A 21,259-nucleotide genomic window follows, 5' to 3' on the forward strand; every position below is an offset into this window, starting at 1 on the left:
CATAGTGACAGGCAGATTACTGTCATCACGTCGTATACGTTCTGACCTTTCAAAGGAGGAATGAGGAATGAAGCTTTCAGGAAAAACGGCAATTGTCACTGGCGCAGGTTCAGGCATGGGGCGGGCCATCGCCAAACTGTTTGCGGAAGAAGGCGCACGAGTCGTCGCCTTCGACTTGAATGAAGATGCTGTGCAGGCGGTAGTTGATGAAATCAAAGCAGCGGGTGGGGAAGTTCTTGGCATTGCTGGTAACGTGACGACTCAAACGGATATTGACAAACTTGTCGATGCGGCGAAAGACACGTTCGGGTCGGTCGACATTCTCGTCAATAACGCGGGAATCATGGACAACTTCATGACGGTGGGAGAAGTGACGGATGAATTATGGGACCGTGTCCTTGGCGTCAATTTGACCGGACCGATGAAACTTTCACGTGCCGCCATCCAAGTGATGGAGAAGCAGAACCGGGGTGGCGTCATCATCAACAATGCATCGGTCGGAGGATTATTCGGTACACGAGGTGGTGCAGCGTATGTGGCCTCAAAACATGCGTTAATCGGATTGACGAAGAACATCGCGGCGACACATGGCACGCTCGGTAAGATTCGAGCAAACGCCATCGCACCGGGTGGCGTCAATACGAATATTGGATCAACCATCACAGCACCGAGCGAACTTGGGATGCGCGCCATTCAAGGGGCGGGGGAAGCCCCGATGGGAGAACCAGAGCAAATAGCGAACGTCGCCCTCTTTTTAGCATCGGATGATTCGAGCTTCGTGAATGGAGATGTTTTGAAAGCCGATGGTGGGTGGACCGCAAGATAAAAGAAAAGAGCTGGTTATTCGGCTCTTTTCTTTTGGTATTGTTTTCGATAGGCGAGCGGGGTGATTGCATGATGTGCTTTGAATGTCTGTACGAAGTGACTGACACTTGAGTAGCTCAGGCGATTGGCGATGTCTGCGATACCTTCCGTCAAATCTTCTAATAAAGTGGCGGCCCGCTCCATTCGCTTCATCTGTACATACGCAATAGGAGATGTGTCTCCAAAGAATACAAACAAACGAGAGCACTCACTTCGACTCACACTGCCCGCATGAGCGATTTGGGCTAATGTCGGTCTGTCCTCTATGTGAGCGTCGACATAAGCAAGCATATGACGAAGACTTTCCCGTTTGTTCTCATTCTTCATCGTTTCAGTCTCTTGCTGAATCCAGTAGCGCCAGATGACTGTACATTGAAGTGTCGCATCCATCAATGCGAGTGGACCGTCCGCAGATAAATGTTGAACGGCCCGTTCAATCGTCTGAATAATAGATTGATGACCTCGTTCCGGTTTTATCATATGTATGGACTTTTCAGTATTTAGATATGGCGTCACATATCGCTTCGCCAACTCGGGATGGAACAAAGCAGTCGGATCAAACTCGAGTAACCTCATCGGTGACGCTTCCTCGATTTTCTCAACCATGACACTTTGTCCTCGTGCCAAGAGAACGGCCTCTCTTGGATGAAGGGTGATGCTTTCTCCGTTCACTCGAATCACGGACGTCCCAGACTTGCAAAAAAGAACAGTGAAGTGATCAGTCACCTTTAATGTCAATGATCCGTGACGAATCATCTCGATACTCTTCAAAAGAGCCATCCTCCTCGTTTCGGAAATTTCCCGACATTTCATTTCGATTGTTCACGGAGAAACACTTTGAAATGAGCATGAACTGGGACGAATCTGACATTTTTATTCATCGTTCATTAAAAGATACAATCGAGTTTCTTCTATATAAGAGTTTAAAAAATCAGCCAACCGGTAAAAGCAGCATGCACGAGAATTGCAACAGGCACTCCGATTCGGAATTTCGGTTTTAGCGTCTTATGACGAAAGACGCGCATCGCCAAATAGGCACCGAACGCTCCACCGATCCATGCCATCGTCAACAATGTCCGCTCAGAAATACGCCAAGCTCCGACACGAGACCGTCGTTTATCGACAAAATATGACACAAACGCTAGTAAATTAGTCACAATGTAATATAGCAGTAATAGTTCCAAAGACCAAAACCTCCTTTTTTCTCTCTATAGTATATCTTAAATTGGCTCTGTGAAGCCGTTTCAATAGATTGAAACAATTTTCAGAAACCTCTCATCCTCGTGAATTGTTCTGTAAATGAACTGATAACACTCTCATATCGTCCTGTAATCGCTGTGAAATATACAGGTGTTACAGTAAGGGGGCGTTAGAAAAGGGAGGAATATTCTTATGAAAAAACCACTATTGACACTAACGGCACTCGCTGGCCTTAGTTTAGGAGTCGCTGCTCCAGCTTCGGCAGCATCAACACACACAGTTCAGTCTGGAGATACGCTCTATCGTATCGCCGTGAACAACAACGTCTCTGTAAACGACATCAAACAAGCGAACGGCTTAAACTCAAATATGATTTATCCGAACCAAGTCTTGAAACTTGGAAAGGCAGAAGCAAAATCACAAGCTTCTACTGCATCTAAAACGTATACAGTTAAATCAGGTGATACACTTTATCGTATCGCATTGAACCACGGGATCTCTGTCAATCAATTGATGACTTGGAACGGTCTTGATTCAGATCTTATTTTCCCTGGACAAGAGTTCGCCGTGAAAGGTGCAGCCGCTGCATCTGTAGCGAACGATGCGAAGACAACAGCACCGAAGACATCGACATCAGCACCTGTAACAAAAACTGCATCGTCTACAACGCAAACCCAAGCTCCGGCTTCAGGTCAGACAATGACAGTTGAAGCGACAGCTTATACACCATATTGTGCAGGATGTTCTGGTATCACAGCGACAGGAATCGACGTTCGTTCGAACCCGAACCAAAAAGTCATCGCGGTTGACCCTTCTGTCATTCCGCTCGGCTCTAAAGTATGGGTTGAAGGATACGGAGAAGCCATCGCAGGAGACACTGGTGGTGCCATCAAAGGAAACAAAATCGATATCTTGATGCCGACACAAGAGCAAGCACTTGCTTTCGGTCGCCAATCAATCACAATCAAAGTCTTGAACTAATTCAAGCTGATCAAAGACACTGCCATCGGGCGGTGTCTTTTTTTGTCTATACCTTCTCCCAAGGATTCTTCACTTTCGTCAGTCCGAGTCGCTTCGCGAGTGGTTTAATCGTCAATCCATGTAGGGCGACAGACGTTACGACTAAACCGAGTGTGATTGGCAACATCCGTTCCGCATCTTCAATTCCCAGTTCGGCAATCTCTTGTGCAAAGAAACCGGTCACCGTCATCGCAACAATACCTCGAGGGGCAATCCAGCTGATGAGTGCCCGTTCTTGAGCGGATAGCGGAGAACCGAGGAGCGACGTCTGCACCGAGATCGGTCGGACAAAAAATAAGATTCCGAGAATAGACAAGAGGAGAGGCCAGTCGAAAATGGCGAGTAAACTATCACGTGTCAAACTTGCCGTCAGAATGATGAAGACTGTCGAAACCAGTAAAATCGAAATGTTCTCTTTAAACTCACGAAGCTGTTTCAGAATATGCATATGTCCATGCTTTGAATTTGCCATCGTCAATCCCATTGCCGTTACAGCCAATAGCCCGACCTCGCTCATGACCCATTCACTGATTGAATATACGAGGAGGACCCCAGAGAACGTGAGGGTTGTTCTTAAATATTCAGGGACTTTCTCATTCCCGAACAAACGAATTAATAGATGTCCAACGGCAATCCCAAAGGCGACGGCGACGATACAGGACCAAAAAAATGGCAAGTGGCTCGCGAGCCCGTCGTTTTGATAGAAGATGAATCCCACTCGAACGACAAAGAGTCCAATCAAGGCGCCAAGAGGATCGACGATGATCCCTTCCCATTTCAAGACTTTAGCTGGGCGTGCGGACAAGTTAGCTTGTCGAAGTAACGGAATGATGACGGTCGGTCCGGTCACGACAAAGATGGCACCGAGCGTAAATGCTGGCAACCAATGAAAATCTCCAACCATGATGAGCAAAATCGAGGTCAAGATAAAAGAAACGAATACCCCGACCGTGACGAGACGAAAGATTGATCTCCGCAAATCGTCAATCTCCCTGAATTCGAGACTGAGGCTTCCTTCAAACAGGATGAGCGCCACCGCGATGGAGATGAGTGGGCTATAAAGCTCACCGAGTATCCGATCCGGCTCCAACCAACCGAAAATCGGTCCGACTAGAATCCCTGCAACCGTCATAATCAAGATGGCTGGAAAGTCAAATCGCCAAGCGAGTAACTGCGAAAGTGCACCGATGAGGACAAGTAAGCTGAACCCAATCATCATGTCTTCCATAAGCTTCCCCCCGTTTCTTCACTTCTTCATTAATGTATACCCAAATCAGGAAAAACATTTGCTAAGATTGTCTGATTTCGGGTAAGAATTGAAAGAAAGGGAGGGATACCATGGAAGTGACTATCGGACTCATTATCGTCATCATGACTTGGCTCATCTTATTGCTTAACCTCACGTTTGCAATCACCATTATCTTTTTTGAAAGGCGTGACATTGGAACGACTTGGGCGTGGTTACTCGTCCTCTTCTTCTTGCCTCTCATCGGATTCTTCGTCTACATCTTCTTCGGTCGATTGATCAAATCTCAAAACTTTTATGAAGTCGAAGAAGAGAAACGTGAAGCGTATCATCATCATGTGGCGGAGCAATTTGACCAATTGGACCAATCCATGGCACCGTTCAATCATCCACTTCTATTGAAGCACCGACGACTCGCACGATTGAATCTCGTATCGACGAATGCGATGATGTCTTTCCAGAACGATATCGACGTCCTTCACGACGGAAAAGAGAAGTTTGATCAACTGTTTCGAGATATCGAACAGGCGACGAAAGAAGTGAACATTCAATATTACATCATCCAAAACGATGCGCTGGGTCAATCGTTAATTCGCTTATTGACCGAAAAGGCAAAACAAGGATTACGTGTCCGACTCCTCTACGATGCGGTCGGCTCGAGGGGACTGAGGCACAAACACTTTAAGGACCTGCTGGCCCACGGTGGGGAAGTCAAATCGTTCTTTCCGTCCAAACTCGGCATCAACTTCCGCGTCAACAATCGAAATCACCGAAAACTCTGCGTCGTTGACGGAGAACTTGGTTATATCGGCGGCTTCAACGTCGGGGATGAGTATCTCGGAAAGGATGAGCATTTCGGTTATTGGCGAGATGTTCACTTACGAATTTCAGGCGACGCCGTTAAGGAATTGCTCGAACGATTCATCCTGGATTGGAATCGCTCTGTCCCGACACGAACGAAGGCACAGAAAGACGACTTTGTTTGGCCAATCGAAGGGATTGCTCGTCATGCGTCCCCGGTTCAAATCGTGACATCGGGTCCAAACTCGTCGACGGAGCATTTAAAGAATATGCTCGTCAAAATGATCACCCAGTCGAAAGAATGTATCTATATCCAGACTCCCTACTTCATCCCGGATGCAAGTTTCCTTGATGCCTGTCGAATCGCCCTGATGGCGGGTACTAAGATCAAACTGATGATCCCGAACAAGCCCGACCATATGTTTGTCTACTGGGCGACCTATGCGAACGCTGCGGAGCTCGTACGTTACGGGGCAGAAGTGTTCACGTATGAGGAAGGTTTCCTTCATGCGAAAACGCTCGTCATCGACGGAGAAGTCGCATCAATTGGGACGACGAACATCGACGCCCGAAGTTTCCGCCTCAACTTTGAAATTTCAGCGCTCGTCTTCGACAAAGACGTCGCTCAGTCCGTCATCGATGCGTTCGAGCGAGACGAGGCACGCGCTGAGCGGCTAACCATCGAACGATATGAATCGAGGACACGTTGGATTCGCTTCAAAGAGAGCGTGTCCCGCCTTCTCAGTCCAATTTTATAATGAAAAACATCCGGTCAGAAGGAACTCCTCTGCCGGATGTTTTTTAGCGTTTATTCACTTGTTCAACGAGTCGTTCGAATGAATCACTGATTGCTTGTGGCGCTTCCTTGTCCCCATACTCTGCGGCCTCTAACCAATCTGCATAAAGCCTGTGGTCCGTGAACTCGATTCGCTGCAACCAATCAGCCACCGTCTCCTCTCGATGACGTGGGTGATGCTGTTCTAACTTTCGTCCCGTCTCAAGAAGGCGAATCTGGCGAGGCGAGCGGACGATCCGCTTATCTGAGAGTGTCGGGTGGTGAATACTCCTAGGAATCATTCCATCTTCCTGGATGTCTTTTCGCTTCTGCAGATAGAAGAACAATCCTACCCCAAGAAGCAAGATCATTACAAACACTCCGATATAGAACAGCGAGTTATTCGATGCGGACGCGAGCAATGTCTCTTGCGCCACTGTCTCCGCATCTAGGTTCGGATTATCCGGTACGAGGAAGCGGTTTACGCGATCATTCGGGTCGAGTACGATTCCATCAAACCAGCTCCCGATCCACAAAAAGAATGGAGTGATCCAGGCGACGACATTACCAAACAATAGCTCTTTAATCGTACGAATGATGAGAGAGACAATCAGACCGATGCCTAGGCCGACGGTCAACATCGTCACCATCCGCTTGTAGTCGCGACGGTAATACAGGTTTCGTTGCCAAATCAAAAAGATGAACGGAAAGAGCACCATCGCGAGCGATTGCGATGCCGGGGGGAATAACCAGTCCGCCACCAAAAACAATACGCTCGCCATCGCGTAACGGTCCGTCCAATCCAACGTCCGAATGAATGCATGAACGTATGTGAATATCAAAAGCATGATGCTCATCTCATAAGAGAAATAAAGGGCACCGACGCTCATGATCGTCTGTACAATCAGTTGTGTATTCCGAGGGAGACGAAGTGTCAATAAGAAGAGCAATGGAAACACGTGCCCGATGTAAAATGCTGCGAAGACCCACCATAACCATCTCATTGACCGTCACCCCCCAAGCGGAGAATCGACTGATTCCCACTGTATTTGGCGACCTTTCGCTCAAACAAGGAGCGAGCAAGCGGAAAATCACTCTCGGACAGACAAGCGAACGTCGTCATAATCTTCCGAAAATGTACCTCACCACTTCCCGGTTGAAGGTCATACGTGATTCCATCCTTCGTAAGCGTCGGGACAATCAGACCGTAACTCGCATTTTCTTTCTCGAAATCACGGCATAATGCGGCAGCTTGCGAGATGAGGCGCTCCATCTGATAGGTGAGGGCACGCCCATCCTTCGTCAACAAGTCGAGGACGATGACATATTCATTTGCTTGTACCGGTTGCTCGGTACGGGCCAGCAGTTCGCCCGTCTTCGCATAGGCAGACCAATATAGCTGTCGCATCGGTTGCCCATGATATGGAGTGACCGATTGGAACGTCTCCGGGTCACGATAGGCACTATGACGAACCATCTCCTCACCTGGGAGAGTAGGGGGACGTTTCGGAATCGGATAGGGCGAAAACTCTGGGAAGACATAGCCGATGCGTGGGAGTGAGTCCTCTTTATAGAGCGAGAACATGCGTAACGGATCCCGAATTTCCATCCCGATAGCCTCTAGGCGGATAGGACCTCGCTTCTTCGCATGGAGCGGGATTGTGAAGTCGACAGTCGCATTCGTCTCGACAAAGTTCTCCTGCCGCCAAAACGCATGTCCTTCTGATTCCACGGTGGGATGCAAATAGCCGGATAGGCGGACAACGCCAAGCGGGACTTTTGCCGTCGAGACAAGTTTCAAGACATAGACGGCCTCGTCATTCGGAAAAAGTTTCATCTCCTCAGTGAGGTCGACATGGATTTGTTCTGCCAATCGAAACATAAAAGATGGCATGACCAGTGCATAGAGACTGAATCCAATCAATAGACTGGCAATCAAGACGTTCCCATAAAGTGCCGTAAAGACCCCGACGACGAACAGGAGCCACATATAGCCGGACTCGAGATAGCGTGGGCTGACTAACTGCATCTTACACCTCTGAGGGGACCGGGATGGTCTCGAGTACAGATTTGATCAACTTTGACGGCTTCGTCTTCAGCGACGCTTCGACCGTCAAGACGATTCGATGCCCTAAAATCGGAAGCGCGAGTGCCCGAATATCTTCTGGTGAGACATAGTCGCGTCCTTCCATATAGGCATGAGCCCGAGCCGCCATCGTATACGCGAGCGTCGCACGTGGACTTGGTCCAACCTCGATGTCACGATGATGACGAAGTGACTCCATCAAATCCAGTAAGTAATCCTCCATCGCCTCGTGGAATCGGACATCTCGTACCTCTTGTTGCATCTTCAACAATTCGTCCTGTTGCAGAGAGAAAGATTCTGAAGCGAGGTGCTCATTGCGAATCAGTCGTCGTTCGGAATCTCGCGAGAGGGGAGCAAGTGTCAATTTGAATAAGAAACGGTCCAATTGAGCCTGCGGGAGCGGAAACGTCCCTTGTCCATCGAATGGGTTTTGAGTGGCAATCATAAAGAATGGTTCCGGTAGCTTGAGCGACACTTCCCCGAGTGTCACTTGACGTTCCTGCATCGCCTCAAGCAACGCAGATTGTGTACGTGGCGTCGTCCGGTTAATCTCATCGACAAGTAGAATCGATGTGAAAATCGGACCCGTCCGACGTTCGAACGCTCCGGTCGTCGGATTGAATAACTCCATTCCTAAAATATCACTTGGCAATGTATCCGGGGTACACTGTACACGCTGAAATGTCGCTGATATCGAACTTGCCAAACTACGGGCAAGTGTAGTCTTCCCCGTACCGGGACGGTCCTCGAGTAAAACGTGACCTCCTGATAGTAATGCAATCGAAGCGAGCTTGATGGCTTTCGATTGACCAATGACTTGATCATTCAAATGTGAAACCCATGGATGGTTCATTCAAAATCCCCCTATATTTTTCTGATAATTAAGAAAATCATAGCATAATCGGTTCAGGAGATGTATCAAAAATCCATTTCACTAAAAAAGACCGACCGGCATAAGCCAGTCAGTCAACGTTTTGGAGAATCCAAGTATCGTTCAAAATGACGTTCGAGCCATTCTTGGAAAAAGGACATGAACGTACAGATTGCCCAGTAGATCAACGCCACGACGATATACACTGTCATGTAGTCGAACTCTCGTCCACCGACGATCTTGGCCTTATTAAATATCTCAGGTACCGTGATCATCGCAGCGAGCGAACTCGCTTTAATCAGATCGAGAAAAACGTTCGAGAGCGGCGGAAGGGCGATCCGTGTCGCCTGCGGTAAGACGACCCCCTTCAATGTCAACCATTTCCCCATCCCGAGTGAACGAGCCGCCTCAACCTGTCCGTCATCGACCGCGCGAATCGAGGAGCGGATGATCTCAGCGATATAGGCGGCAGAATTCAGACTAAATCCGAGAATGGCTGCCGTCAAAGCGGCGAACTCGATTCCGATGAACGGGAATCCCGAATAGAGGATGAACAGAATGATCAAGATGGGGACTCCACGCATGAACGAGATATAGAAAGTCGACGGATAGCGAAGGAGTCGTGTCGGAGACAATTTCCCGAGCGCCAGCAAAAGACCAAGCAGGAGACCAAAAAACATGCTGATGAACGAGATCCAAAGCGTATTCGGTAACCCGCCCAACAGGTAAGGAAACGATTGGATCGCCAGGTCTACGTCAAAGATGGCGTCCCATTTGACATCTGAGAACGACATGCCAACATTACTTCGTTTCGACGATTGTTGCGTCTACGTCAGGTTCTACCGAAACATCGGCACCATTATAGAATTGCTCAGATAGTTCTTTGACTGTACCATCTTCAAGCATTTCATCTAGTACACGGTCGATGTTCTCCTGGAGCTCGTCATTTTCTTTATCCATCAAAAATGCTACTTCTTGCGGGTTATAGGCGATATCCGGATGAATCGTGATATCGAACTCAGGGAAGAAAGCAAGTGCCAACGTTTGAAGATAATAGTCGTTCAAGATGACATCGGTCCGTCCCGTTGAAACGTCGCGCAAGTACTGATCGTTCGTGGCGTTGTCATAGATGACTTCTTCTGCTCCATACTCTCGAGCCACATCCATGAAGACAGTCGTCGCTTCACCAGCGGCTTTCTTGCCTTTCAAATCCTCGAGTGATTCAATTCCAGAGAGGTCGCTCTTGCGAACGATAGCAGTCCCGTAAGTGTATTTATACGGTTTTGAGAAGGCGAACTTCTCTTTACGGTCTTCTGTTACCGAGATATCATTTGCAGCGATGTCGATTTGACCGTTCTGAACACTCGTTAACATGTTGTCAAATGCCATTTCTTTGAACTCGATTTCGAGATCAAGGCGTTTGGCGACTTCCTTCATGAGTTCGACGTCAAAACCTGTCAACGCGTCGCTCTCTTCTTCACGGAAAGAAGCGGGGTAGAGGGTGCCGGCAGTGCCGACTGTCAATGTCCCTTCTTCTTGAATTTCTTCCCAAAGTGACGTGTCTGCTTGATTCGTGCTATCATCACCACAAGCGGCAAGTGGGATTGCTAAAAATAAAGTTGCTGCCAAACCTTTAGTCGTTCGTTTCACAAGAATTCCTCCTTAAGATGGTTCATCTGTCTAAAAATAGCATGACTTCAGCGGTCTAGCAACTGTGAAACATAGTTTAAACAGGTGAATTTAAAATTTGAAACGTTTATTCATAAAGCGTTATCATTCCGATGAATGCTAAATTCACACGAATGATACAGAAGTAAAATTCAAGTGAGACAGAATCGATGGACCTTAAAATAATGATTGAAAGTTAGTTAAAAGAGATGAATGAAGAACTAATACGCAATAGAGGAGGCGGAGCGGATGAGTATGATTCGAATCAGAGCCCTAGATGAGGCGCATGTTCACATTGTGAATGATGCAAATGATCCTTTTCCAATCATCGGACGGATAGTTCCCAGTTACATAAACGGTCAATGGTCTTATGTTGAAGAGCTAGATGTCGTGACGAAAGAAACCTCATTTCCAGAAGACCGGATTGATTGGACGCAGTATATCGAACATGACAATCGAATCGTCTTTTTAGCGATGGACGCTGATGAATGTGTCGGACAAATCCGACTCGTGAAGGATTGGAGTCGCTTTGCATACATTGAAAATATCGCGATCCGTCAAACATATCGTAAACGTGGGATTGGACAAATGTTGATCGAAACAGCCGAACAGTGGGCAAAAGAGAAACGGATGATTGGTTTGTCGCTTGAAGCTCAGAACGATAATCTCATTGCTTGTCGTTTCTATGAAAGACAGGGATTTCAACTTGGTGGCGTCGATTCAACAAAACAATATGCAAATCCACAAATTGAATTGACCTTGTACTGGTACAAGATTTTTAAGGAATAGGGAACTTCAGTCAGAGCAATTTTTTGCTCTATTTTTCACTAGTTTACATAACATATATTATCAGTAAAAATAATAACTCATCTCATTATCTTAGTATACTTATGATAGTGAGATGAGATTTGAATTTAAGACGTATGCGTATATCGGATCAATGTGACGCCATGTTCTGGTTCGAATTCGGCACTCGGTTCAAATCCAAGTTTCGTATACAGACGCTTCGCCGGTCCGTTATGCTTGCCCGTATGCACGTAAATCAACTTTCCTTTGTGAATGCTCAATATGTGTTCGAGTAACGTCGTCGCCAGTCTCGCCCGAAAGTATGTCGGGTCGATACATAGTTTCGTGATTTCAACAGTTTTCTCAGATGCTTCCACCGTGACAAACCCAATCAACCGCTCCTCGATATATAAGCCATAACTCGTGCCTGGTAAGTTTTGAATGACATCGATCGTCTCATAGCGCGCCGGGATTTCGTCAAACCCGAGCAGTTCCGCTTCGACCGCATAAGCGTTACGTTGAATCTCGAGCATCTGTTGGGCTTGCTCAAATTGATGAATGGCAACTTCTTTCAGCTGCATGGTGCAACCCTCCCGTTAACGGATAAACTTTCTCGCCTGCTTCCGTTTCGCCCGTTTCAACGCCAAATAGAGCCGGTGTGTCCCTTTGAGTGGCGGACCGTGCCCGACGAAAGTAAGGAGTGGTGACAAGTCCACTAGCCGCTCCGCACTCTCGACCGCAACGGACCGATTCCATGTCGCGAGTCCTGGTAATGGGAATAACGGCCGAACATCTCCAGCCACCGCTGCCCCTCCCTGAGTTTGAAAAGCGTCACCTGCAAATAATACCCGATTTACCTCGTCATAGTACGCAATCGATCCTGGTGTATGACCCGCTGCATCGAGGACACGTAAACCGAATAACCGCTCACCAATCTCTAGTACCGCATCCGGTGTAGAACGAATCGTCGGCAAAGAACCACGAATCTTATTCTGCTCTTCTTCCTCTAGCGACCGATCTCCCGATAAGAGGCGGGCATCACGTCGGGAGATGAAGAGTTCAGCGAGCGGATGCTCTGCTTTGATGGTGTCCACCCCACCGACATGATCCCCATGAGCATGCGTTAACAATATCGCGAGGAGTGGCTTGTCTAGCTCGGCGATATACGACAGGATATCGGTCGCGTTCCGCTCCAGCGCCGTGTCGATCAAGACGAGTCCGAGCTCATGCTCAAACAGTTGAACGTTGATTGGTAGTACGGGAGCGTAAAAGGTCAGTTGATGGATATGTCCATATCGTCTTACTTGCATCATTGAGCCTCCTAGTCGAATAAAGTGGTCCAGTCTTCTTCTTGCCAATGCGCGTCAAAGCACATATGAATCTGTTCGATCGTATTGCGGGCAAGGGAGAGCTCAGGTAAATCGTCTCGTTCAAAGAAACCGACGTCACTCGTCTCCACGCCGGCGCTCCCCTCCCCGTCACCAATCAATGCACACTCGATGAAAAGCTTGTAATAATGCTCCGAGAGAGGTGGGTGTGGATGTTCATGCATATCGAACAAGGCGAGCAACCGTACTGGAATCACATCCAGGCCAGCCTCCTCCTCTACTTCTTTGATGATATTCGAGGCAGGAGAGCGATTCACTTCACAGAAACCGCCGGGTAAGGTCCACAACCCATCTGACCGCTCCTTCACGAGCAGGATTCGGTCATCTTTGAAGATGACGCCTCGCACATCAAGTTTCGGAGTCGGATAACCGTCCACATGAACGAGTTGTAAGATGGCCTCGTTCGATAAGTCCGAGTGCCGTTCATACATCTCTCTTACGATTTCTTGTAACTCTTCGTACCGTTCTCGGTCATATTGATCACGCGTGAACGTCAGACCGGCCTGAGACAGCGCCTGAATCCGTTTCGCCCACGTCAGCCATTGAGACATATAGATCCCCCTATCTTTTGTCCTACATGTCTTTTTCGGCAAATTGATGCATTCTTCCTTTTCATAACTCACATTCTCTGACATCAGTTTTCAATCACGCATACTAAAAGAAAATGGAGGTGAGATGTTGAGGATACGCTATGAATTAATCAGATTCAGAAAAGATCTCGCACGTTATACCATGTCCGACTTGCGATACAAGCATGCCCCGAGCATCTGGTCCATTGGCCAAATGTTTGACCATCTCATTTTGGTCGCAGAGGAGTATTTAGAAGAGGCCGACCGCTGCCTACGTGGTGAGGGTGAACTCGGTGGAGAGAAGACGTCTTTTGGAGAAAAGTTGTTCGAACGGGGAGACTTTCCACCGATAAAAATCGAGCTCCCACCTGAGATGAATCAACCACCGAACAATACTGACTCGAAAGATCGATTGCGAGAACGCATGACCATCTTAATCTTAAAGATGGATACGTTGGAATCCTGTTTGAATGATGCAGATGACAATCGAAAGACGCTTCACGGTGGGTTCGGCTGGCTGAATGCGAGAGAATGGTTCAAACTCATCGAGATGCACACGCGGCACCATCGACGACAACAACACGATCTAGAGACATGGCTACGACAAAAAGACCTGTGAACGGCGAATCAGCCAAATCACAGGTCTTTTGATTAATCGAGATACACGTCCTCGATTTCACCGAACGAGTCTTCGTCAAAGACGAACGAGCCGTTGGCATAGCGATCGAGTAGCGTAAGGGTTTTTGTCTTCACTTGCTTTGCTTTTTCTTTCCCAACGATATGAAGCGTCTCATCCCCATGTACCGGAAGCACACGACGGATTTGGTGCGGTTTTGATTTGACCTCACGAATGAGCATCGTCCCCCGAAGGTTGCGGTTCGTACAGTCGAACTGGTCCTCGAGCTTCATCTTCTTGACCGCTCCCCGTTGCGTCACGAGAACGAATAATGGTGGTGTGAAGAAGGAGAAGGCATCGGCGACGAGGTCACCGTCTTTCAGGTTCATCGCCTTCACACCGGCTGCCCGCTGTCCGACGACAGGGACATCATCCTCTTTGAACCAGAGCCCGTATCCACGCTCTGAAACGAGGAACAACTGCCCTGGACCGTCACTGATCCCGGCGAAGACGACCTCGTCGTCACCTTTCAGCTTCAAGGCCATGAGTGGTTTCGATTTCCGCTGCGCGTCGTAGTCGCGTAACGGTGTACGTTTGACCATCCCGTCTTTCGTCACGAAGAGGCAATGGGCGTCCGTATCAAACGTCGAGACGACGTCTGCCGAGATAACCTGTTCCCCTTCAATCGGAACGAGGTTGGCCACGTGTTGTCCGGAATCCTTCCACTTCGATTCTGGAATCTGATGGATCGGGATGAGGAGGTAGCTGCCCTTGTTCGTCCAGACGAGCAAGTGGTCCGTTGTCATGGCTTGTGTCGTAAGGAGTGGACGATCCTTGTCTTTCATCTCCGGTAAAACGTCACTCGACGCTCCGTACGAACGCATCGAGGCACGTTTGACGTACCCGTCACGGCTGACGAATACCATCGTCTCTTCGACAGCAATCATAACTTCCGTCTTCAGTTTTAATTCCTCAACTTCCGACTCGATGACCGAACGACGGTCATCTCCGAACTCGTCACGCAATGCCATAAGTTCTTTCACGATCAACTTCCGTTTTGTCGCGTCCACGTCGAGGATGTTTGAAAGGCGGGCAATCTCTTTTTGGAGCGCCTTTGCTTCTTTTTGCAACTCGACGATGTCCGTATTCGTGAGTCGATACAATTGGAGCATGACGACGGCTTCGGCTTGTCGTTCCGTGAATGAGAACCGCTCCATCAGTTTCTTCTTCGCGTCCGCCTTGTCTTTGGCGGAACGGATCAATTCAAGTGTCTCATCGAGGACTGAGATAGCTTGTTCTAAGGCATCGACGATTTCAGCGCGTTTCTTCGCCTGCTCGAGCTCGAACGTCGTCCTGCGCGTCACGACCTCTTCGACATGCTTCAAGTAAGCATCGATGATCGGGATGATTCCCATCTGCTTCGGCGTCCGGTTCACGATGGAGACCATATTATAGTTATAGGCGAGTTGCAAGTCCGTATGCTTCAAGAAGAAGTGAAGCACACCTTCTGCGTCGGCCTCTTTCTTCAATTCGATGACGACCCGAAGTCCCGTCCGATCTGTTTCGTCACGGACTTCTGCGACGCCTTCGACCTTTTTATCGAGGCGGAGCTCTTCCATTTTTTTGACGAGGTTCGCCTTATTCACTTCATACGGAAGTTCTGTGATCGTGATCTGTTCACGGCCACCTTTTAATTGCTCAATCTCGGACTTCGCCCGGATGATGACCTTCCCTTTACCGGTCTCGAACGCCTTTAGGATACCGTCTTTACCCATGACCGTCCCCCCGGTCGGGAAGTCAGGACCTGTGACATACTCGAGCGCATCTTTAGCGATATCGACCTGGCCTTTCAAACGTGCGATGGCAAGGTTGAGGACTTCTGTCAAATTATGCGGTGGGATCTCCGTCGCATAACCGGCTGAAATCCCTGTCGTTCCGTTCATGAGCAGGTTCGGGAGGAGCGACGGCAAGACGAGCGGTTCTTCCGTTGAATCGTCAAAGTTCGGCGTGTAATCGACCGTATTCTTCGCAATTGACGTCAACATGACACCCGCAATCTTCGAGAGACGGGCTTCCGTGTAACGCATGGCCGCCGCCGGGTCACCATCCATCGATCCGTTGTTCCCATGCATGTCGATGAGCGGATACCGGAGTTTCCAATCTTGCGAGAGACGTACCATCGCCTCATAGACGGACGAGTCACCGTGCGGGTGATAGTTCCCGATGACGTTCCCGACCGTCTTCGCAGACTTCCGATACGGCTTATCGTTCGTATTCCCCTCGTGGTGCATCGCATATAGAATCCGGCGCTGTACAGGCTTGAGTCCGTCACGTGCGTCCGGTAAGGCGCGGTCTTGGATGATATATTTTGAGTAACGCCCGAACCGGTCTCCAACGACCTGTTCGAGAGATAGGTTTAAAATGTGTTGAATCGTCGACATCGTTACATCACTTCCTCAATCGCTTTAGTCACATGTTCATTGGCGATGATCGAATCATCTTCCTGGAGTCCGAAGGCGACGTTCTCCTCAATCCATTCACGACGGTGCGTGACATTGTCGCCCATCAGGACAGACACACGCTTATCCGCAACGGCCGCATCGTCGACTGTGACACGGATGAGTGTACGAGTGTCCGGGTTCATCGTCGTCTCCCATAACTGGTCCGCGTTCATCTCGCCAAGACCTTTGTAGCGTTGGAGGATATAGCCTTTCTTATACACTTTGACGAGCTTCTCGAGTGCCTCTTCGTCCCAGGCATAGTCGAACTGTTCGGACTTGCCTTTCCCTTTTGAGATGCGATAGAGCGGTGGCAAGGCAACGAACACGCGGCCCGCCTCGACGAGCGGTCGCATATAACGGAAGAAGAACGTGAGGAGGAGCACCTGGATGTGTGCACCGTCCGTGTCGGCATCCGTCATGATGATGACCTTGTCGAAGTTGCAGTCGTCCAAATCAAAATCGTGACCGACCCCGGCGCCGATTGCATGGATGATCGTGTTGATCTCTTCGTTTTTCATGATGTCCTGGAGTTTCGACTTCTCCGAGTTGATGACCTTCCCGCGCAGCGGCAGGATAGCCTGGAACGTACGGTCCCGCCCTTGTTTGGCTGAACCACCGGCCGAGTCACCCTCGACGAGAAAGAGCTCGTTCTTAGCAGCATTCTTTGACGTCGCAGGCGTCAATTTTCCGTTCAAGATGCTCGAGCGTTTCTTTTTCTTCCCGTTACGGGCCTCTTCCCGTGCCTTGCGGGCCGCCTCGCGAGCCTGTGCCGCACGAATCGCCTTCTTGATGAGCATCGTCGCCATCTGAGGGTTCTCTTCTAGGAAGATCGTCAACTGTTTCGCCATGACGCTGTCAGCGCTCGCACGTGCCTCCGGTGACCCGAGTTTCGACTTCGTCTGCCCCTCGAACTGGAGGAATTCCTCCGGGATCCGGACCGACACGATGAGCGTGAGTCCCTCACGGACGTCGCCGCCGTCGAGATTTTTATCTTTCTCTTTGAGTAAACCGTTCTTCCGTGCATATTCGTTCATGATTCGGGTCATCGCCGTCTTGGCACCGACCTCGTGCGTTCCACCATCGCGTGTCCGGACGTTGTTGACGAACGAGAGCACATTTTCGGAATAGGCGTCGGTGAACTGAAACGCGAGTTCGATCTCGATCTCATTCTCGACCCCTTCGAAATAGACGATTGGGTGGAGTGTCGCCTTGTCGTCGTTCAAGTATTGGACGAACTCGGCAATCCCTTCCTCGTAATGGAACGTCTCTTGCTTCTCCGTACGCTCATCAGTGAGCGTGATCGTCAATCCTTTTAAGAGGAAAGCCGATTCACGGAGGCGTTCGGCGAGCGTGTCATAGTTATACGTCGTCGTTGAGAAGATGGTCGCATCCGGTTTGAAATAGACACTCGTGCCGGTTTGGCGTGTCTTGCCTGTCTCAATCAGTGTCGTTTGAGGCACACCGCCGTCTGCAAAGGTCTGTTCGAACACTTTTCCGTCACGATAAATCGTCACGACGACCTTGCTTGATAGGGCGTTGACGACCGAGGCACCGACGCCGTGGAGTCCACCAGACGTCTTGTATCCGCCTTGTCCGAACTTTCCTCCAGCGTGAAGGACCGTAAAAATGACTTCTGGGGTAGGCTTTCCAGAGGCGTGCATTCCTGTCGGCATCCCACGGCCGTGGTCACGGACCGTGATGGCATCGTCCTTATGAATCGTCACATCGATTTGACCGCCGAACCCGGCGAGCGCCTCATCGATCGCGTTGTCGACGATCTCATAGACGAGATGGTGAAGTCCGCGATGGTCGGTTGACCCGATGTACATCCCCGGTCGTTTCCGCACGGCCGTGAGTCCTTCGAGCACCTGGATGGCGTCTTCATTGTAATTAAATAGATCTGTTGACATAGCAGTCACCTCAATTTCGAACACACGTTCGTTTTTCTTTCCTATTGTATAGCTGTTCATTGATTCTGGCAAGCCTCCCTTGTCAGCCATCGCTGAAAAAAAGGAGACCTACCAAGGAGGTAGGTCTTATCCGAGTAGACGAGCATGCTCCACGTACAGGCAGCGGTTCTCGATATAATCGAGCCCGGCGTCACGCACGATTTGCTCCGCCTCAGCACTTGAGAGACCGAGCTGGTTGAAGACGAGCCCGACATCCCCATGTCGTACCGCATCTTCCGCGACACCCGCTAAAAATTCGCTGCGACGGAACACGTCGACGATATCGATTCTACCCGGGATGCTCTCGACGGACGGATACGCCTTACGGCCGTTCCACTCCTCGAGCATCGGGTTGACAGGGATGACGGTATACCCGACACGAAGCAAATACTCCGCAATCTGGTTGGCCGTCTTGTTCGGGTTGTCGGACACACCGACGACCGCGATGGTCTTCGCTTCAGACAAAAGTTGCTTCAAACGCTGATCATCCATCCAAAATCCCCCTTTGGTTTACGTTTACAGTGTAACGTTACCTTCCTTCCTGTTTCAAGTCTTATTTTCATCATAAGGTATAATGACTCAACATTACAATTTCAAGACAAACCAATATGGTTTACATAACAAATTATTGTCTACCATTTATTTTGCTATAAAATCAATCAGTCGATTAACCACTCGATTGAGATACAATCACGCAATTCATGTACATTGCGTGAAATATCTATTTCACGCAATAATACATACGAGATAAGAGCGTTTTTGAATCCGTTTTTCGGACATTTATATAAATTTGTTCATTGTTTCGTTATACTAAAAGAAAGGAGGTGTGCGATGGGAACAACCTATGAAACTCGTCGAGGAACACTATATAATGAACGTATTACTTTTTACGGCAACGTTATCGCCTGGTTGGTTCACTTCCTATTTTGCATCTTGTTTTATCGTCTGGATTTGACTCTCTTATTCCTATCAAATGGCTTGAGTGTGATCTACTACACGATTTCATTCTATTTTGTACATAAAAGGTGGTACGGAATTTTCTTTGCCGGACTTTTTATCGAAGTCGTTTACAACGCCGTCATCTCGACCGTTATACTCGGCTGGGAGATCAACATGCATTATTTTATCCTCATGATGGCATACGGTGTCTTTTTCATGCCAAGCGTATCAAGAGGCCAACGCATCTTCACCACGGCCATTGCGATGCTGATTTATAGCCTTCTATTCATCTATGTATCTGACGGCATCGAGACCTTACCTATACAGATTGAACAAGCGCTCGGACTCTTTTGTATCCTATCGACCGTGATGATGATTGCAGGGCTCTCCTTTATCTTTGAGTCAGCCGTTGTCGAAGTGACAGATGAACTCGAACAATCTAATGAGCGGTTGCAAATTCTCGCCTCGACGGATGGATTGACCGGACTATTGAACCGAAAAGTCGGGCATGAACAGGTTTCTAAAGCAATCGACAAAGCCGCTCATGAAGGCGTTCCATACGCACTCGTCCTCGGTGACATTGATCGATTCAAATCATTTAACGAGACTTACGGACATGATTGTGGGGACCGGGTGCTACAACAAGTCGCCAGCATCCTATCCGACGTCGATGGGATTGTAGTCCGATGGGGAGGCGAGGAATTCCTGATTTTCTTTTCGAGTCCGTGCGATAACTTCCTTACAATCGCTGAACAATTGAGACAGCAAATCGAGTCGATTCCTCTCTATTACGCAGGGGAACGACTTCATGTCACAATGACATTCGGACTTGCGGTTCGTACTGGTCACGATACGGTTGAAGAGATTATAAAAGAGGCAGATGACTTCCTTCGTGAAGGGAAGCGCAACGGAAAGAATCAAGTGAGAACAACATGAAGAAAGGGGCATTCCATGAGTATTTTCGGTCAACTTGGACAGCGGCAGACACCGACGACGACGAAACGCTTCGAGTTGAACGGGTTGCACCGACTACCCGCATTCATCCAACAGTTTTTTCATCATTTAGCAGCAAAGCACTACTCCAAACAGACGGCCCAACGCTATGTGTATGATGTTTTAGATTTCTTTCGTTGGGTCGAGCGCGTGAGCGGTACCGAGTTAGAGTTTGAAACGATTGACTTGGCATCATTCACAGAGATTGACCATGCCGGTGCAGAAGCGTATGCGACTTATCTTGCCCTCGATCTCGAAAACGCTCCAAGCGTCATCAATCGGAAGCTTTCAACGTTACAGTCACTCTTCAATTACTTAATCGAGACCAATCAAGCGACGGTGAATCCCTTTCAAACTGTGGAACGTCCGAAGCGCGGCAAACGGAATCCCGTTTATTTGACGGAATCGGAATGGCTCGATTTCTCGACGCTTGTACGTAGCAACGTCGGCATGACGAATCGCGAGGCGAGTTGGTACGAACTGAATCGTGCACGTGACTTTTTAATCATACAATTACTCGGACTAACAGGTATGCGCGTATCCGAGCTTGTCGGACTCAATTGGTCCGATATCAATCTCGAGACCGGGACGATTCGGGTCATCGGTAAAGGGAATAAGGAACGATTGATCCCAATTGCAGGGCCACTTCTTCCGCTCCTCTCTGAATATCGCCACGCGTCGAGCGAAGGTGCGGTGTTCCAAAATGAGAAGGGAAATCGAATCGCTGTACGAACGGTTCAACATATGTTGAAAGGTCATATTGACCGTTTGAAGCCTTACCTACCGTTCTTGAGCTATAAGCAGGTGACGCCGCATAAGTTGCGTCACACCTTCGCCTCACGTCTCGCGATGGGTGGGGTCGATGTGCTCACGATTCAGCAGCTTCTCGGACATGAATCTGTAGCAACGACACAAGTCTATGCCCATATCGGAGACGAACGGAAAAAACACGCAATATCAGGTTTACAGTAATATGTTATGTAAACT

Annotated in this window: 21 protein-coding genes; 7 read left to right on the forward strand and 14 right to left on the reverse strand. The window is 48.8% G+C overall.

Annotation, left to right across the window (positions count from 1 at the left end; genetic code table 11):
* Positions 1-67 precede the first annotated feature (67 nt).
* Positions 68-826: a glucose 1-dehydrogenase gene (locus tag GVY43_RS03755; RefSeq protein WP_159562311.1), complete on the forward strand. Its 759-nt coding sequence runs from the start codon at positions 68-70 to the stop codon at positions 824-826.
* A 14-nt stretch (positions 827-840) separates the two neighbouring features.
* Here the strand turns inward: GVY43_RS03755 and GVY43_RS03760 are convergent, their stop codons facing one another.
* Together GVY43_RS03760 and GVY43_RS03765 are read right to left on the reverse strand one after the other, a co-directional pair.
* A complete protein-coding gene (locus tag GVY43_RS03760; RefSeq protein WP_159562312.1) occupies positions 841-1,635 on the reverse strand; it encodes an AraC family transcriptional regulator in 795 nt (264 codons plus the stop codon).
* A 152-nt stretch (positions 1,636-1,787) separates the two neighbouring features.
* Positions 1,788-2,048: a DUF1294 domain-containing protein gene (locus tag GVY43_RS03765; protein ID WP_159562313.1), complete on the reverse strand. Its 261-nt coding sequence runs from the start codon at positions 2,046-2,048 to the stop codon at positions 1,788-1,790.
* 208 nt (positions 2,049-2,256) lie between these two features.
* Here GVY43_RS03765 and GVY43_RS03770 point away from each other — a divergent pair, with 208 nt between their 5' ends.
* Positions 2,257-3,045 (forward strand): LysM peptidoglycan-binding and 3D domain-containing protein, encoded by a 789-nt coding sequence (locus GVY43_RS03770; protein WP_159562314.1) that lies wholly within the window; start codon positions 2,257-2,259, stop codon positions 3,043-3,045.
* Positions 3,046-3,091: 46 nt separating this feature from the next.
* Here the strand turns inward: GVY43_RS03770 and GVY43_RS03775 are convergent, their stop codons facing one another.
* Complete coding sequence (locus GVY43_RS03775) at positions 3,092-4,312, reverse strand: sodium:proton antiporter (protein ID WP_159562315.1); 1,221 nt, start codon at positions 4,310-4,312, stop codon at positions 3,092-3,094.
* A gap of 110 nt (positions 4,313-4,422) precedes the next feature.
* Here GVY43_RS03775 and cls point away from each other — a divergent pair, with 110 nt between their 5' ends.
* Positions 4,423-5,889, forward strand: a complete 1,467-nt coding sequence (cls, locus tag GVY43_RS03780) for a cardiolipin synthase (protein ID WP_159562316.1) — start codon at positions 4,423-4,425, stop codon at positions 5,887-5,889.
* A gap of 43 nt (positions 5,890-5,932) precedes the next feature.
* On the opposite strand, the gene GVY43_RS03785 is transcribed toward cls, so the two are convergent.
* The 5 genes from GVY43_RS03785 to GVY43_RS03805 all read right to left on the reverse strand — a co-directional run bounded on the left by GVY43_RS03785 (position 5,933) and on the right by GVY43_RS03805 (position 10,513).
* A complete protein-coding gene (locus GVY43_RS03785) occupies positions 5,933-6,910 on the reverse strand; it encodes a hypothetical protein (RefSeq protein ID WP_159562317.1) in 978 nt (325 codons plus the stop codon).
* Complete coding sequence (locus GVY43_RS03790; RefSeq protein ID WP_012726320.1) at positions 6,907-7,935, reverse strand: DUF58 domain-containing protein; 1,029 nt, start codon at positions 7,933-7,935, stop codon at positions 6,907-6,909. Before GVY43_RS03790 ends, GVY43_RS03785 begins: the two co-directional genes overlap by 4 nt.
* A 1-nt stretch (position 7,936) precedes the next feature.
* The gene (locus tag GVY43_RS03795) at positions 7,937-8,845 is read right to left on the reverse strand and encodes a MoxR family ATPase (RefSeq protein ID WP_012726321.1); all 909 of its coding nucleotides are present in this window, start codon (positions 8,843-8,845) and stop codon (positions 7,937-7,939) included.
* 113 nt (positions 8,846-8,958) lie between these two features.
* The gene (locus GVY43_RS03800) at positions 8,959-9,657 is read right to left on the reverse strand and encodes an amino acid ABC transporter permease (RefSeq protein WP_074037007.1); all 699 of its coding nucleotides are present in this window, start codon (positions 9,655-9,657) and stop codon (positions 8,959-8,961) included.
* A gap of 7 nt (positions 9,658-9,664) precedes the next feature.
* Entirely contained in the window at positions 9,665-10,513 is an 849-nt protein-coding gene (locus tag GVY43_RS03805) for a transporter substrate-binding domain-containing protein (RefSeq protein ID WP_159562318.1), read from the reverse strand.
* Positions 10,514-10,780: 267 nt separating this feature from the next.
* Between GVY43_RS03805 and GVY43_RS03810 the strand changes: the two genes are divergently transcribed.
* Complete coding sequence (locus GVY43_RS03810) at positions 10,781-11,320, forward strand: GNAT family N-acetyltransferase (protein ID WP_159562319.1); 540 nt, start codon at positions 10,781-10,783, stop codon at positions 11,318-11,320.
* Positions 11,321-11,445: 125 nt separating this feature from the next.
* Here GVY43_RS03810 and GVY43_RS03815 read toward each other — a convergent pair whose 3' ends face one another.
* The 3 genes from GVY43_RS03815 to GVY43_RS03825 are packed head-to-tail and all read right to left on the reverse strand — an operon-like array spanning position 11,446 to position 13,256.
* The gene (locus GVY43_RS03815) at positions 11,446-11,898 is read right to left on the reverse strand and encodes a GNAT family N-acetyltransferase (RefSeq protein ID WP_012726325.1); all 453 of its coding nucleotides are present in this window, start codon (positions 11,896-11,898) and stop codon (positions 11,446-11,448) included.
* Positions 11,899-11,913: 15 nt separating this feature from the next.
* Positions 11,914-12,627 carry an MBL fold metallo-hydrolase gene (locus GVY43_RS03820; protein ID WP_159562320.1) on the reverse strand — a complete coding sequence of 238 codons (714 nt, stop codon included), beginning with the start codon at positions 12,625-12,627 and terminating at the stop codon, positions 11,914-11,916.
* An 11-nt stretch (positions 12,628-12,638) separates the two neighbouring features.
* Positions 12,639-13,256 carry an NUDIX hydrolase gene (locus GVY43_RS03825; protein ID WP_159562321.1) on the reverse strand — a complete coding sequence of 206 codons (618 nt, stop codon included), beginning with the start codon at positions 13,254-13,256 and terminating at the stop codon, positions 12,639-12,641.
* Between the two features lie 124 nt (positions 13,257-13,380).
* On the opposite strand from GVY43_RS03825, the gene GVY43_RS03830 reads away from it, so the two are divergent.
* Positions 13,381-13,893: a DinB family protein gene (locus tag GVY43_RS03830; RefSeq protein WP_159562322.1), complete on the forward strand. Its 513-nt coding sequence runs from the start codon at positions 13,381-13,383 to the stop codon at positions 13,891-13,893.
* 32 nt (positions 13,894-13,925) lie between these two features.
* On the opposite strand, the gene parC is transcribed toward GVY43_RS03830, so the two are convergent.
* The 3 genes from parC to GVY43_RS03845 all read right to left on the reverse strand — a co-directional run bounded on the left by parC (position 13,926) and on the right by GVY43_RS03845 (position 18,832).
* Positions 13,926-16,331 (reverse strand): DNA topoisomerase IV subunit A, encoded by a 2,406-nt coding sequence (gene parC / locus GVY43_RS03835; protein WP_159562323.1) that lies wholly within the window; start codon positions 16,329-16,331, stop codon positions 13,926-13,928.
* A 2-nt stretch (positions 16,332-16,333) separates the two neighbouring features.
* Positions 16,334-18,301, reverse strand: a complete 1,968-nt coding sequence (gene parE, locus GVY43_RS03840) for a DNA topoisomerase IV subunit B (RefSeq protein ID WP_074037925.1) — start codon at positions 18,299-18,301, stop codon at positions 16,334-16,336.
* Positions 18,302-18,427: 126 nt separating this feature from the next.
* On the reverse strand, positions 18,428-18,832 hold the full coding sequence (locus tag GVY43_RS03845) for a CoA-binding protein (RefSeq protein WP_074037001.1): 405 nt from the start codon (positions 18,830-18,832) through the stop codon (positions 18,428-18,430).
* Positions 18,833-19,171: 339 nt separating this feature from the next.
* On the opposite strand from GVY43_RS03845, the gene GVY43_RS03850 reads away from it, so the two are divergent.
* Both GVY43_RS03850 and GVY43_RS03855 read left to right on the forward strand, forming a co-directional pair.
* Positions 19,172-20,215 (forward strand): GGDEF domain-containing protein, encoded by a 1,044-nt coding sequence (locus GVY43_RS03850; protein ID WP_159562324.1) that lies wholly within the window; start codon positions 19,172-19,174, stop codon positions 20,213-20,215.
* Between the two features lie 15 nt (positions 20,216-20,230).
* Positions 20,231-21,244, forward strand: coding sequence for a tyrosine-type recombinase/integrase (locus GVY43_RS03855; protein ID WP_159562325.1), 1,014 nt, complete (start codon positions 20,231-20,233; stop codon positions 21,242-21,244).
* The last annotated feature ends 15 nt before the right edge of the window (positions 21,245-21,259 follow it).

The organism is Exiguobacterium sp. 8H, assembly GCF_902506255.1.
GTDB lineage: Bacteria > Bacillota > Bacilli > Exiguobacteriales > Exiguobacteriaceae > Exiguobacterium > Exiguobacterium profundum.